The sequence below is a fragment of the Ureibacillus sp. FSL K6-8385 genome (genome assembly GCF_038593155.1).
GTDB lineage: Bacteria > Bacillota > Bacilli > Bacillales_A > Planococcaceae > Ureibacillus > Ureibacillus terrenus.
This window is the reverse complement of the sequence record NZ_CP151968.1, coordinates 1,247,376-1,261,896: the sequence shown is the minus strand read 5'-3', so window position 1 is coordinate 1,261,896 and position 14,521 is coordinate 1,247,376. Positions and strand designations below refer to the sequence as shown.

General features: G+C 40.2%; 16 protein-coding genes. 3 read left to right on the top strand and 13 right to left on the bottom strand.

The genetic code is table 11. The features are described 5' to 3' along the window. Nucleotides 1-108 precede the first annotated feature (108 nt). The 5 genes from NST62_RS06215 to ilvD form a co-directional block, all read right to left on the bottom strand. A complete protein-coding gene (locus tag NST62_RS06215) occupies nt 109-1,653 on the bottom strand; it encodes a 2-isopropylmalate synthase (protein ID WP_141600687.1) in 1,545 nt (514 codons plus the stop codon). Then, nucleotides 1,653-2,666, bottom strand: coding sequence for a ketol-acid reductoisomerase (gene ilvC / locus NST62_RS06210; protein WP_141600688.1), 1,014 nt, complete (start codon nt 2,664-2,666; stop codon nt 1,653-1,655). The genes NST62_RS06215 and ilvC overlap by 1 nt, the downstream gene beginning before the upstream one ends. A 120-nt stretch (nt 2,667-2,786) precedes the next feature. After that, the gene (gene ilvN / locus NST62_RS06205) at nt 2,787-3,308 is read right to left on the bottom strand and encodes an acetolactate synthase small subunit (RefSeq protein ID WP_141600689.1); all 522 of its coding nucleotides are present in this window, start codon (nt 3,306-3,308) and stop codon (nt 2,787-2,789) included. Beyond that, nucleotides 3,305-5,062, bottom strand: a complete 1,758-nt coding sequence (gene ilvB, locus NST62_RS06200; protein WP_141600690.1) for a biosynthetic-type acetolactate synthase large subunit — start codon at nt 5,060-5,062, stop codon at nt 3,305-3,307. Before ilvB ends, ilvN begins: the two co-directional genes overlap by 4 nt. Nucleotides 5,063-5,483: 421 nt before the next feature. Continuing rightward, entirely contained in the window at nt 5,484-7,154 is a 1,671-nt protein-coding gene (gene ilvD / locus NST62_RS06195; RefSeq protein ID WP_141600691.1) for a dihydroxy-acid dehydratase, read from the bottom strand. A gap of 719 nt (nt 7,155-7,873) precedes the next feature. On the opposite strand from ilvD, the gene NST62_RS06190 reads away from it, so the two are divergent. Then, nucleotides 7,874-8,131 carry a GlsB/YeaQ/YmgE family stress response membrane protein gene (locus NST62_RS06190; RefSeq protein WP_141600692.1) on the top strand — a complete coding sequence of 86 codons (258 nt, stop codon included), beginning with the start codon at nt 7,874-7,876 and terminating at the stop codon, nt 8,129-8,131. Between the two features lie 85 nt (nt 8,132-8,216). Here the strand turns inward: NST62_RS06190 and NST62_RS06185 are convergent, their stop codons facing one another. Next, nucleotides 8,217-8,888 (bottom strand): lytic transglycosylase domain-containing protein, encoded by a 672-nt coding sequence (locus tag NST62_RS06185; RefSeq protein WP_141600693.1) that lies wholly within the window; start codon nt 8,886-8,888, stop codon nt 8,217-8,219. A 234-nt stretch (nt 8,889-9,122) separates the two neighbouring features. Between NST62_RS06185 and NST62_RS06180 the strand changes: the two genes are divergently transcribed. After that, a complete protein-coding gene (locus NST62_RS06180) occupies nt 9,123-10,226 on the top strand; it encodes a methionine biosynthesis PLP-dependent protein (RefSeq protein WP_141600694.1) in 1,104 nt (367 codons plus the stop codon). A 31-nt stretch (nt 10,227-10,257) separates the two neighbouring features. On the opposite strand, the gene NST62_RS06175 is transcribed toward NST62_RS06180, so the two are convergent. The 4 genes from NST62_RS06175 to NST62_RS06160 form a co-directional block, all read right to left on the bottom strand. Then, entirely contained in the window at nt 10,258-10,887 is a 630-nt protein-coding gene (locus tag NST62_RS06175) for an SCO family protein (protein ID WP_141600695.1), read from the bottom strand. 120 nt (nt 10,888-11,007) lie between these two features. Further along, nucleotides 11,008-11,154, bottom strand: coding sequence for a YvrJ family protein (locus tag NST62_RS06170; RefSeq protein WP_141600696.1), 147 nt, complete (start codon nt 11,152-11,154; stop codon nt 11,008-11,010). An 81-nt stretch (nt 11,155-11,235) separates the two neighbouring features. Beyond that, nucleotides 11,236-11,448 carry a DUF2922 domain-containing protein gene (locus NST62_RS06165; RefSeq protein WP_141600697.1) on the bottom strand — a complete coding sequence of 71 codons (213 nt, stop codon included), beginning with the start codon at nt 11,446-11,448 and terminating at the stop codon, nt 11,236-11,238. 21 nt (nt 11,449-11,469) lie between these two features. Then, complete coding sequence (locus NST62_RS06160; RefSeq protein WP_141600698.1) at nt 11,470-11,688, bottom strand: DUF1659 domain-containing protein; 219 nt, start codon at nt 11,686-11,688, stop codon at nt 11,470-11,472. 133 nt (nt 11,689-11,821) lie between these two features. On the opposite strand from NST62_RS06160, the gene NST62_RS06155 reads away from it, so the two are divergent. Then, nucleotides 11,822-12,244, top strand: a complete 423-nt coding sequence (locus tag NST62_RS06155; protein WP_141601058.1) for a DUF2621 domain-containing protein — start codon at nt 11,822-11,824, stop codon at nt 12,242-12,244. A gap of 62 nt (nt 12,245-12,306) precedes the next feature. Here NST62_RS06155 and NST62_RS06150 read toward each other — a convergent pair whose 3' ends face one another. From NST62_RS06150 to NST62_RS06140, 3 genes are all read right to left on the bottom strand, one after another. Then, nucleotides 12,307-12,807: a cytochrome c biogenesis protein CcdC gene (locus tag NST62_RS06150; RefSeq protein WP_141600699.1), complete on the bottom strand. Its 501-nt coding sequence runs from the start codon at nt 12,805-12,807 to the stop codon at nt 12,307-12,309. Nucleotides 12,808-12,976: 169 nt separating this feature from the next. Next, nucleotides 12,977-13,693 carry a cytochrome c biogenesis protein CcdA gene (locus NST62_RS06145; RefSeq protein WP_342463226.1) on the bottom strand — a complete coding sequence of 239 codons (717 nt, stop codon included), beginning with the start codon at nt 13,691-13,693 and terminating at the stop codon, nt 12,977-12,979. A gap of 109 nt (nt 13,694-13,802) precedes the next feature. Then, nucleotides 13,803-14,429 carry a hypothetical protein gene (locus tag NST62_RS06140; RefSeq protein ID WP_141600701.1) on the bottom strand — a complete coding sequence of 209 codons (627 nt, stop codon included), beginning with the start codon at nt 14,427-14,429 and terminating at the stop codon, nt 13,803-13,805. Nucleotides 14,430-14,521 lie beyond the last annotated feature (92 nt).

The following is a 14,521-nucleotide window of genomic DNA, read 5'->3' as shown; positions in this document are numbered from 1 at the left end:
AACACCTTTCTATTGAAGATTTTAATATAAAAGGAACCTTCCGAATGTTTAACAAACGCCATCAAACATTTGCATATTTGATGGCGTAACTGAATCGATCAACAACAATTAAATTTGTGCAATATGTTTTTTTACGAACTTTTCGTGGAATAGATATCTGTTAATCGCATCGACAAATGCTTTGGCCGTGGCTTCAAGTACGTCTTGCGAAGAATCACGTCCAGTCGTCGTCACGTCATTATAGCGAATTTTTACTACTGCATCCGCCAAAGCATCTCTGCCTTTGCTTACGGATGTCACTTGGAAATCCAGAACATTGACCTTGGAATCGACTAATTGTTCAAGGGTATTGAAAATGGCTTCAACTGAACCGGCGCCAGTCGCTGCGAGAGCTTTTGTTTCTCCCTCCGGTGTCGTAACAGAAGCGGTAGCAGTCGGAATATTGTCTGTACCATATGAAACTTGAACACTATTTAATTCAAATTTTGGAATGTTTTCAATAGATACAGACTGTTCCGTTAATAATGTAATTAGATCTTCTTCTGTAATTTCTTTTTTGCGATCGGCAAGCTTTTTAAATTCTTCGAAGGCTTTATTCAATTTTTCATCTGACAATTCAAATCCTAATTTTTGTGCACGATCGCGGAATGCGGCACGGCCGGAGTGTTTACCGAGCACAAGCGGCACTTCTCCTTCTCCCACCAGCTCAGGAGAAATAATTTCGTACGTTTGTTTATTTTTCAACACTCCGTCTTGGTGGATTCCGGATTCATGGGCAAAGGCGTTTTTGCCGACAACCGCTTTATTTGGCGGTACTAAGAATCCAGTCAAGCGGCTTACAAGTTGTGATGTTCTCTTGATTTCTTTTAGATTGATTCCAGTTTCGGCCTGGTAAAAATCTTTTCGGATGTGAAGGGCAACAGCAATTTCTTCTAATGAAGCATTCCCTGCCCGTTCACCAATTCCGTTGATGGTACATTCGATTTGGTCCGCACCGTTCTCGATTGCAGCCAATGAATTGGCCACGGCCATTCCTAAATCATCGTGGCAGTGAGCGGAGAATTTCACTTTCTCTGCTCCGCGGACATTTTCTTTTAAATATCTGAACAGATCTCCATATTCTTGCGGTGTTGCATAACCCACTGTATCCGGAACGTTGATTGTCGTTGCTCCGGCTTCAATTACTTTTTCGATAATCCGAACCAAGAATTCGCGATCGGAACGGAATCCGTCCTCAGCAGACCATTCAACAAGAGGGAAGAATTTTTTTGCATATTTAACCGCTTCAACCGCTTGCTCGACGACCTGATCAGGCGTCTTTTTCAATTTGTATTCCATATGAATCGGGCTTGTCGCCAGGAATACATGGACATGCGGCTGTTCGGCCACTTTCAATGCTTCCCATGCGCGGTCGATGTCGTTTTTTACGCAGCGCGCAAGACCTGTAACAATGGAATTTTTTACAGTTCCTGCAATCTTATTTACCGCATCAAAGTCGCCGGGGCTGGAAGCAGGGAATCCTGCTTCTATAATCGTTACCCCCAGACGTTCAAGTTGTTTTGCAATCTCAATCTTTTCTGCAGTATTTAGATTAATGCCTGGCGACTGTTCACCATCACGTAGAGTCGTATCAAAAATATCAATCTTACGCACTATTTAATCACAACCTTCCGATTTCCTTCATTGATGAAAGGCATCATTTTACGCAATTCCGCACCCACTTTTTCGATTTGATGCTCTTGTTCGCGTTTTTTGTATTCATTGAAGCGTGGACGTCCATTCGCGTTTTCTTCAAGCCATTCTTTTGCAAATTTACCGTTTTGGATATCTTCAAGCACTTTTTTCATGTTGGCTTTCACTTCATCAGTGATTACACGCGGACCGGATACATAATCTCCCCATTCGGCAGTATCTGAAATGGAGTAGCGCATGTTGGAGAATCCGCCTTCGTAGATTAGGTCCACGATCAATTTCATTTCATGCAAGCATTCGAAATATGCGCTTTCAGGCTGATATCCTGCTTCTACCAATGTTTCAAAACCGGCTTTGATTAGATGAGTAAGTCCACCGCAAAGTACTGCCTGTTCACCGAATAAGTCAGTTTCAGTTTCTTCTTTGAATGTTGTTTCAAGAACCCCTGCACGGGCAGAACCGATTCCTTTAGCCCAAGCAAGCGCAAGATCTTTTGCTTTGCCAGTCGCGTCTTGATAAACGCCGATTAATGCCGGTACCCCTGCACCTTCTACATATGTGCGGCGAACCAAATGGCCAGGACCTTTAGGCGCTACCAATATTACGTCTACATCTTCCGGCGGTACGATCTGTTTATAATGAATGTTGAATCCGTGAGCGAATACCAATGCATTGCCTGGTTCCAAGTTTGGTGCGATTTCCGCTTCATACACCGCTTTTTGTACTTCGTCGGGAAGCAGAATCATGATGACATCCGCTTCTTTGGATGCTTCAGCTACAGATTTCACATCTAGTCCATCTTGTTTTGCTTGCTCTGCTGATTTACCTGGGCGGATACCTACACGTACATCAAAACCGGATTCTTTAAGGTTTTGAGCGTGGGCATGCCCTTGTGAACCATATCCAATAACTGCGATTTTTTTCTCTTTTAATACTGTTTCATTGATTTCGTTATGATAATACATTTTTGTCATCTTTCGTTTCCCCCTAAATTTTTTATCTTTTCATATAATTTATATAATTTCAATGACAAAGACAGTTCAGAAAACTATCTTTGCATTGAATGTACCAACCATTTATTTTTCGAACAACCATTATTTCAATAATGAAAGCGGCGCGCTTTCATAGAAACTTTGTTGCACTTCGCGAACCGTTGCTGTCACACCTGTCCGCGTCAATTCTTTAATGCCGTATGGACGCACCAGTTCGATGAATGCATCGATTTTATCCGGATGTCCGACTACCTGATATGTGACAACGTTTTTTGAGGTGTCCACTATCTGCGGTCTAAACGGTTCAACAATGGCATTCATCTCCAATCTCAAGTTAGGCGGAGATACCACTTTCACCAGAGCGAGTTCGCGAAGAACAATGGATTTATCCGTAATATCATTCACTTTTAATACATCGATTTGTTTCGACAATTGCTTAATTAACTGTTCCAGTTTTACATCATCTTCAATATTTACCACCAGGGTCATTTTGGAGATATTTGGTTGTTCTGTGTGCCCAACCGTAATGGATTCAATATTGAATTGTCTTTTCATTAATAATCCCGTAACCCGGTTCAATACTCCGCTTTGATTGATGACTGTTACCGTAATTACTCGTTTCAAAACTTTTTCACCCCTACCATTTCGAAAAGTGCCTTACCAGCAGGAACCATTGGATATACATTTTCTAACTGTTTTACTCGGCAATCCACCAGTACCGGTTCATCGGAATTGATCGCTTCCGTCAAGATTTTTTCGGCTTCATCGATTGTTTGGATGCGATATCCTTTGATGCCGTAAGATTCTGCAAGTTTGACGAAATCCGGCTGAACTGGCATTAAGCTTTGTGAGTATCGGCCGTCATAGAATAATTCTTGCCATTGACGCACCATGCCGAGCGCTGCATTGTTGATGATGATGACTTTTACTGGTAGGTTGAATTCTTTTAATAATGCAAGCTCTTGCAATGTCATTTGGAATCCTGCATCGCCTAAAATGGAGATGACTTTTTTATCAGGTTTGGCAAATTGCGCCCCGATTGCAGCAGGCAAACCGAATCCCATCGTTCCAAGGCCGCCGGATGTAACCCATTGGTGGCTGTGGTTTTGAAGATAATATTGGGCAGCCCACATTTGATGTTGGCCCACGTCAGTAGTAACAATTGCATCGCCGTTTGTAATTTTGTGGATCAATTCGATAATTTGCTGCGGCAATACTTCTTTGTCATCCGCTTCATACCAGAACGGATACTCTTCTCTAACTTTGTTCAGATAGTCGATCCATTCAGCCGTATCCGGAGCTTTGAAATCATTTTTCAACAAGGCTTTCAACGCTTCTTTTGCATCTGCAACGATCGGGATGTCCGTACGGATATTTTTGCCGATTTCCGCAGGATCGATATCGATATGGATGATTTTTGCTTCCGGTGCAAAACGGGAAGTATCGCCAGTCAAACGGTCATCGAAACGGGAGCCGATGTTGATAATCAAATCGGATTTTGTAATGGCGTCGTTTGCGACCACCGCTCCATGCATGCCGGCCATTCCGTAGTTCAATTCGTGTGTGCCGGGAATGCTTCCTAAACCAAGCAACGTTGTTACGACCGGAAGTCTGTATTTTTCTACAAATTCAACAAGTTCATCGCATGCATCCGCAAATAATACCCCTGCTCCTACAAGCACAACCGGTTTCTTCGCTTCGCTGATTGCCTGGATAGCTTTCTGAATTTGCAGATAATTCGGCTTGTAATTTGGTTGATAACCTGGCAAATATACTTCGTCCGGAACATTTGCTTTCGTTTCATCAAAGATAGCCGTTGAAATGTTTTTAGGCAAATCGATCAATACCGGGCCTTTTCTTCCGGTGTTGGCGATATGGAATGCTTCCTTTACAATCCGTGGAATGTCATTTACATCTTGGACTTGATAATTGTGTTTTGTGATAGGAGTTGTAATCCCGATAATATCCGCTTCCTGGAATGCATCAGAACCGATAACATTCGTTGCAACCTGGCCTGTAAAAATCACCAACGGAATCGAATCGATCATTGCATCAGTAATACCTGTTACTAAGTTTGTCGCTCCAGGACCGCTTGTCGCAATGACAACCCCCGGTTTATTTGAAACACGCGCATAACCTTCTGCAGCGTGGATAGCTCCTTGTTCATGACGAGTCAAAATGTGGCGGATCGGATTTTTATACATCGCGTCATAGACATGCAGTACAGCACCGCCCGGATAACCGAAGACAATATCAACACCTTGATCGTGCAATGCTTGTATCAATATTTCAGCGCCATTTTTCGGTCTTTTTTCAACTTCTTGCATCCCTGATGGTGAGGCATCGATTTTTGCGTTTGTCGACGCATTAGCAGTCATTTCGTATACATCCTCCTTCTAAAATCTCTAAAATAAAAAAGCCTTTTTCTCCACCGCAAAAGAAGACCTTTTGCGAAGGGATGAAAAAGACTTTTCATGGTACCACCCTTTTTCGTAGCAAAAAACGCTACCTCTGCGAATAGCTGTACACATTCCACCCACGGCAACATAGATGGAATAGCTATTCATTGGTAACGGTGCACACGAAAATAGTGCCCGGAGCTATCTAAAGGCTTGACGCGTTCAATAGCTCACTCCGAGGGGATGTCGGATATAGTTGTATCATCGGTTTCCACCAATCCCGACTCTCTGGCAGATACAATGCTCTATATCCTTTTACCTCATCATTGAGTTAAGCTTTTTATTTTTGATTTTTATTATAATATTTTAAAGTTCAAAATTCATCACAATTTTATGAAAATTATATTTTCATAATACCGCCTTTTGAAGCGTTTGTCACGAGTTTTGAATATCTTGCCAACCATCCGGTTTTAATTTTTGGTTCGAATGATTTAAGTTTTTTGCGGCGTTCTTCCAATTCTTCATCGGAAACTTTTAAAGTGATCGTCCGATTTGGTAAATCGATTTCAATTATATCACCATTTTCGACTAATGCAATAGGTCCGCCCTCAGCAGCTTCAGGAGAAATATGTCCAATCGAAATTCCCCTTGATGCGCCGCTGAAACGGCCATCAGTAATAAGTGCTACCTTGGCCCCAAGACCGCGTCCTACGATGGCGGATGTCGGCGCAAGCATTTCAGGCATTCCTGGACCGCCTTTTGGACCTTCATAGCGGATGACCACAACATGGCCTTCCCTTACCTCGCCTGCGTCAATGGCGGCAAGACATTCATCTTGGGAATCGAATACAATCGCTTCCCCAGTAAATGTTTTAATGGAAGGATCAACAGCACCCACTTTAATAACAGATCCTTCAGGCGCGAGATTGCCAAACAGGATGGATAATCCGCCGACAGGGCTATATGGATTGTCTTTTGTGCGGATGACATCTGTATTTGTAATTTCGTGACCTTTGACAAGTTCTCCGATCGTTTTGCCAGTCACTGTGATACGATCAGGATGAATGCAGCCCGGAATTTTTGCCAACTCATTAATGATGGCACTCACGCCGCCCGCTTTATGGACATCATCAATCGAGATATCGGAAGCTGGCATGATTTTCGCGATATACGGCACCCGTTCTGCGACTTTATTAATATCCTCCAAATCGTAATCGATTCCCGCTTCATGGGCGATGGCCAACGTATGCAATACGGTATTCGTTGAACCTCCCATCGCCATATCCAAAGCAAAGGCATCGTCAATCGCTTCTTTTGTAATGATGTCGCGAGGACGAATATCTTCTTTGATCATGCGAATCAAGTGTTTTGCAGCTTCACGGATCAATTCTTTTCTTTTTTCGCTGGTAGCGACGATTGTCCCGTTTCCAGGAAGCGCAATGCCCAGCATTTCCATTAAGCAGTTCATTGAGTTAGCCGTAAACATTCCGGAACAAGATCCGCATGTAGGGCATGCATGCATTTCAATATCTTTAAATTCTTCTTCAGTTATTTGGCCTGTTTTATATGCGCCAATACCTTCGAATACTGAAGTCAGAGATAATTGTCTTCCTGTAGAACTTCTTCCGGCTTCCATCGGTCCGCCGGAAACAAAGATGGAAGGAACGTTTGTGCGAACAGCAGCCATCAACATTCCAGGTGTAATTTTGTCACAGTTTGGAATGAAGAATACGCCATCAAACCAGTGAGCATTAATCACGGTTTCGGCGGAATCTGCGATCAATTCGCGGCTTGGCAAAGAATACCTCATCCCGATGTGACCCATGGCGATTCCGTCATCAACACCGATCGTGTTGAATTCAAATGGAATACCGCCTGCTTCACGAATCGCTTCTTTTACCTCTTCAGCAAATTCTCGCAAATGAACGTGACCTGGAATAATATCGATATAAGAGTTGCAGACACCGATAAAAGGTTTATCCAAGTCCGTTGGTTTTACCTTTCCCGTAGCATAAAGCAAACTACGGTGAGGAGCACGGTCAACTCCTACTTTGATCATATCACTTCTCATACTTCAAACGCCCCTCGCAATTACTGATATTTCCGATATTTAAACTTATTTTAGGTTTATTGAAAATTTTCCGACAATGTTTAATAGTAAATTTTCATTTAACATTTCTTAAAAAGTGTCGGTGAAATTGTTGTCATAATAGTACAAAATTGCACATTCCGTCAACAGTATTTTAAAAATTTTTTATAAAATTTTAAATTTTTAAATTAAGCTGAAAACGCTTTCTTTCTATATTAATCAGGTACTTTCCACGAATTTTTTATTTTTTTCTATTTTTCATCATAATAAAAATTTTCTATCAGTATATTGGTTATTTCTGGTTATAATGGATGGATATGAAAACGATTGGGCGACCTAAATTTTTGTGTATAGAAACGAAAAAAAATCTAACCCTTTAAATTGGGTTAGATTTTTTGATCAGCCGATCGGCACAATTGTAAAATCGATGGCCAAATTGAATAATACAATTGTGTGAATTAAAGCAAATATAATCCCTTGACGATTCAATTTTTCCACAACATTAGTATTCATATTTGATCCACCCCATCCCCGTAAATTTGTCTTCTTTGTGAACATTATATGACATTTTTCATCATTTTGCAAAATATTTTGAAAAATCTTTTTATTTTTTTTAACGAACCGTTTTATCTGCATATCTTCAACGCATTTGAAACACACTAACACAACAACAGATGTTTATGCAAAGGAGTGGAATCATCATGAATTTCATTTGGTATTTAGTCATTGGCGGAGTGATTGGATGGCTTGCGGGTGTCATTGTGGGAAAAGATATTCCCGGAGGCATCATTGGCAATATCGTCGCAGGAATTATCGGTTCCTGGATCGGCAGCGCCCTATTGGGCAACTGGGGTTGGGAAATCTCGAATTTTTATGTATTCCCGGCACTAATCGGAGCAGTTATTTTAGTGTTTGTCGTAAGTTTAATCATGAAAGGGTTTAGAAAAGCAACCGACTAAAATATCCATGCAAAAAATGATCATCCTTAAAATGGATGATCATTTTGCATTTTAAATCACCTATCCGCTTTTCAATGACGCCATTCTATTCAAACCACGCCAGGACTTCTTTTTCCAAAAGAGGGCTGATCCGTTCATATTGTTTATAATAATATAGGACTTTATTGACGTATTCTTTGCTGTGATTATATTGAAAAACCGCTTTCTCAATGTTCCCTTCCTTCGCTCCGGATCTGGAAAGGAAATTTGCAGCACTGAAAATGGCATCTTCGAGGTCGAAGGGATCCGCCTTGCCGTCTCCGTTTGCATCTACACCATAGCCTCCATATTTTTCAATCACTTTTGGATCGGTTTTTTCGGATTCCGGAATATTCCCCTTCCCTAATCCGTTGCAGGATGGATGATTCCAGCCGACAAATGTACATGGCATGAATTGCATGTGCCCTTCCGCCCCCACTGGTGATATCAACGTGTCCGTCGTTGAAAATTTCGTCTCCACTCTATGGTGGGCGGCAAGCAAAGTCCACGGCACATCGTACTTCTTCCCTGCCGCTATGTATATCGGAATATATTCCGCAGGTATTTTTATATCAAATCCCTCTTGAATTTTTTCGATTTCTGATATTTCTTTATGATAGAACCACGATTTCAAAAAAGCGGAATAAATCATCACTGATGCCGGAATGAGCAAAATAATCAGCAATAATTTCATTCCCGGGGTCATCATAAGTTTTTTCGTTTTTTTCTTTTTTGCCATAATATCCCCCTGAGCAAATACTTTAAGAAGTTTCCCAATGAATGATTATATCGAAAAATCACCATTACTAAAATTACAAAAAAGTGTATAAAACTGGTCATTTTTTTATTAATTCTATTAAAAAAATAAGAAATATTTTATTAATTCTTGAAACTATTGTTTTTAAATTTAAACCTATGTTAAATTGATAAATAACTGATTCAATAAAGTATTTGCGAGGAAAGAGTGACAGTCATGACAAAAAATTGGATCGAAACCAAATTGGTACAATTAGGAAACCAAAGCGATAGCAGAACAGGTGCTGTAAATCCCCCGATTTATATGTCCACTGCATACAGACATACCGGCATCGGGGAGTCTACAGGATATGATTATATTCGGACAAAAAATCCAACTCGCGAAATTCTCGAAAAAGGCATTGCCGAGCTGGAGGGCGGCGATGCAGGATTTGCCTGCAGTTCAGGAATGGCGGCGATTCAATTAGTGCTTTCCATTTTCAAACCCGGCGACGAAATTTTATTGCCGGAAGATGTTTATGGAGGCACTTACCGTCTGCTGAAAACTTTTAATGAAATGTATCAGATCCGGCCTGTCTATTTCTCGAAGGCGGAAGAAGTGGAAGGGTTAATCAACGGACGAACAAAAGCCATTTTCCTGGAAACACCGTCAAATCCATTGATGATTGAATTTGATCTGGATTATTTCAATGACATTTGCAAAAAACACAACCTCCTATTCATTGTGGATAATACCTTCTACACCCCTTATTTCCAACGTCCGATGGAGCATGGAGCGGATATCGTCGTCCATAGCGCAACAAAATATATCGCCGGCCACAACGATACATTGGCAGGCCTTGTCGTTGCAAAAGGGCAAGAATTATGCGAAAAATTTGCATTCAATCAAAACAGTATGGGCCTCGTTTTATCGCCTTTCGACAGCTGGCTTGTCATTCGCGGATTAAAAACTTTGCATGTGAGAATGAAACAACATGATGAAAATGCCAAAAGAATAGCCGCCTATTTAAAAGAAGAGCCGTTGGTTACCGATGTTCTTTATACAGGAAAAGGCGGAATGCTTTCCTTTAGATTGAAGAAGCCGGAATTGGTCAACCCATTCTTAAAGAACATGAAGCTGATCACTTTTGCCGAAAGTTTGGGAGGACCCGAAAGCTTTATTACATATCCTGCTACCCAAACGCACGCAGACATCCCGTATGAAGAACGGATTGCCCGCGGCGTAGATGATTGTCTGTTGAGATTTTCCGTAGGATTGGAAAATGCGGAAGATTTGATTGCCGATTTAAAACAGGTCTTCGAACAGTTAAGAGATTTATAATAAAAAATGCTTGGGAAATCCCAAGCATTTTTTATTTATTTTTTTTCATGTTTTTAATCAACGTTTCTACATCGATCGCAATTTCATCATATGGCACGGCATTGCCGGAATTTTTTTCTTCGGAATATCCCGTATAATATTTTACGGCCACACCGTTTTCATCAACCAAATAAAATGTGGAGCTGTGAACTACTTGATCATCATTTTCAGGTTTTTTGACAAGAGCTTTAAAGGATTGCAATGCGAATTGTTCGATGAATTTTTGATCATACCCTGTAAGCAGATGCCATTTTGATTCATCAGGTACATCAAAGTAGTCCAAATATTTTGCCAAAGCTTCCGGCGTATCTCTTTCCGGATCCACCGAGAATCCGACGATCTTGTAATCTTCCACGCCTCTTTCTTTCAATTTTTCTTGCACGATGGACATATTCAATGTCATCGGTTGACAAATCGTATTACAATTCGTAAAGATAAACATAGCAATCCAAGGTTGACCTTTTAAATCGTCTAATGTGACTTTTTCTCCACGATGATCGATCATTTCGAAATCCTGTATTTTATACTCGATTGTCGGTTTAAAATCATAATTGCTGCAAGAAGATAAAAGAACTCCGACAATCAACAGCATGGTAAAGATGATGAAACGTCTTTTCTTCATTCTGCCTCAACTCCCTTGGAATACTATGTTTATCATAAATGAAAGTAGTATTGAAGTAAAACCTTTTACTCATGAAAGGTTCGTTACAAAAATGTGAAAATTTTTTCACTTTTTCCATCGTTAAAATATTTTTTCCCTGCCCGCATTTTTCAGAGACACGAGCGCTGAATATATGGCTTCAAGCTTCGTTTCGATCCGGTGCAATAAATAAAAAGAAATTATGACCGGAAAACCAATCTCCTGAATAAGGGTGATCCATTGTTCCATTATGACCGCCACTCCTTTGGCATTCCATGAAGAATCAGAAAATCGGCAAAATCCGATGAGGGATTTTGCCGAACGCAAACCTTAAATTACATTCGTAATGGTTTTATCGATTAAACGCGCTTGTTTAATGGCTACGAGAGCTGAACCATCTACATGGAATACATCTTGATTTATAATGTTTTGCATTGCATTTAAAATTTCTGTTGGCGTTAAACCGGGTTTTGGATCGTTCAATGAAAGGGTAAATATCTTGCCGTTCGCAGCTTCAAATTTCATTTCCAGCACTTGAGACATCTCCTATTCCCTCCCGAATGATTACAGTTCGATTTTTTCAGTTCGAGAAATGGAAGCCTGTACTAAAGGATGTTTGGAAAGCTGAATGAAAGCTTGTACAACTCCTGCCAACCGGTCGGCCGTAACGTTGGAGCGTACATTCTTATAAGTTTTGGATGTGAAAATGGAGTCCCCGAATTCATCAATCCCTGTTTCAAAAACCACCTTTAATGCTCCTTGTTCAAACGTTAAGTTCGCCATTCTCTCACCCCCTTTTCACTAACTTAAATATCAATTTCTTAAAAAAATGGGGACAACCTTAATGAAAAATTTTTCTGCCTTGATATAATGGGTTAGAGAAGTGAAAGAGGTGAACAAGTTGGAAGACTGGATTATGTGGCTGATTGTTGCCTGGAGCTTTATCATGGTGATTTTGATGGGCATCGGCGGATTTTTCATGTTCCGGAAGTTTTTAAAATCATTGCCAAAAAAAGATGGGAAATCGGATTTGGATTGGCAAGATTACTATATTAATAAGACTTTGCATTTGTGGAATGATGAGGCAAAACAGCTCTTGAATGAACTTGTGAGCCCGGTACCGGAACTTTTCAGACAGCAGGCGAAAGAATCCATAGCCGGAAAAATCGGGGAACTCGCCTTAAAAGAAAGGGCGAAAACAATCAACCAGGAATTGATCATCAGAGGATACATTATCGCAACACCTAAAAGGGACCACAAATTTCTGCGGAAAAAATTAGCCGAAATGAACATCGATGTAACTCCATATGAAAAATATTTCGCCGAAAGCAAAAAATAAAAATGATCATCCAATCGCTTGATTGGATGATCATTTTTTATTGCCTTCATCCTCATTGCCTTTCATAAGGCTTTATCAAATAAATGGGATTTTTCGATCTTTTTATATTGAATCAACATGGCAATCCGCCATGGCCAAAGCATTGCAAAAGCCAATATCCAGAACATGCCGGCCAATTCCCCCGGATCAAAGGAATCGGTGAGAACGACTTTACCGATCGTCCTGATTACCAACAAACTGATCAAGATAATAAAAAACGCTTTTGACCGCTTCATATAAATTTCGTTGTCGCGGATTTCAAACTTGGAAGTGGCGATTAATACAAAAGAAAAAATAACGCCGACCACGACAGCTTCCAAAATTTGAAGCGGAGATACCCGAAACTCTTCAAATATAAACATCAATGCCCCCGTAGACATGGCAATGGGAGGAATAAGTATTTTCCTGGCATTGACCGGTTTCTTTTGGGAACGCAATCTCATCATCATGATGAAAGTCCCCATCAATATGGCCATTAAAGTACTCGCAATGATGACATAGCGAGAAGGTATAACTCCAAACATAAAACCCCTCCTCGAAGGAAAAAACAATTTCGCGGCTTAAAAAAACTGCCTTGATTACAGGCAGTGCTTTTTAATAATATACCACAACGGGCTCTTCATATGTATCTATAAACCTTATGGAACAATCCTTTTCAACAGATGGCCGTTTCAACGGCCGTTCCCGGGACCATTAAAACCCTTGGAAACCGCCAAATATAGGAGTTAACACGCGAATGATATAAGTCATGCCGTCGAAGAATAATAAGATTCCCATGGCAATCATCACATAACCGCCGATTTTTACAATCCTGTGGCTGTATTTCCGGAGCCAATTCATTCTTGAAATAAAGAATGACAAGATAAAAAACGGAATGGAGAACCCCAATACGTAGGCAACCATATACCCCATGGCGGAATTTGGATTCGTCATGGCCAGCGCAACGATAGCTGCCAAAATCGGCCCGGTACATGGCGTCCATCCGGCGGCAAAGGCTAGACCAATCAAAGATGAACCCAAATAACCGGATGGTCTATTTTTAAATTCAAATTTATGATCTTTCATTAAAAAATCGATTTTTAACCACCCAACAATCATTAAGCCGAAAAACACAATTAAAATTGAACCAATTTGACGGATTAAATCTTGATAATTCAAAAAGAAATCTTCCAATGAAAATAGACGGGCGCCAAAACCTAAAATAATAAAAATAATCGAAAATCCGATCAGGAAAAAGAGGGTGTGCAAAATCGCCCTTTTTTGCAGCATCGCTTTATCGTTTTTTATTTCATCATAGCTCATCCCGGTAATGTAGGAAAGAAAAGCGGGATAAAGCGGCAATGTACATGGGGATATGAAGCTCAGGAACCCCGCCCCGAAAGCGAATAGTACGTTGATATTAGCTGACATTCCTGTCTCTCCTTAAAGATGATGTGTCAATTATATGATAACAAAGAATCTCCGGAATGTTGCCATGAAAAATTGAAGAATTGGCAACAAATTCATCATAAATAAAGGATTAACTATATGAATAAATAATATCGCTTCCAAATCTTAAATTCCATAAAGGTTCAAATCGGTCGATAATCCAATTTTTTACCAGTTTCATTTCCCCGACGTCGGATAAAGGGCAAACTTGGAAATGAATATTATTGTCCGTTATATGTTGAGCTATTTTGGCATTGATATGACAATGGGTGGCTGTGCCATCACGGAAACAAGATTTCGGAGAGACATTTCCGATGTGCTGGTTGAAACGTAATTTAAACTTATTGTTGCAGATTCCTGCAAAAACAATTTTATCATTCATGATGACCGTATATACGCCCTTTTTATTTAATACCGATTCATTGCCTTTGACGACAAATTGGCAATAATCCAAATCCCCGTAATTATTCAAAAATTCTTTGTAGAACAAATCATTGTTTTGTTTCATGGAATACAAGGCTGGTCCTGCAGGCATATCCAATATGTCACAGTAATCGTTGAATACTTTATCTTTCAGGTGTTGATAGCGGCGGTGCTGAAGAAGGTCGCGGATCGTTTTTTTATCAAAAAAGCGAAACGGTTCCCTTATCCCCGTTTCCAACAGTTCAATCCGAACACGATGGAAATAAAACTCTTTACCACCAATTTTTACATGCATTGACACTTCCCTCCGTTTTCCTATCGAAATAAAAAGGAAAATTTGAAAAAATTTCAATTTCTTATAATATTTCGATAAAAATTATTGAATTC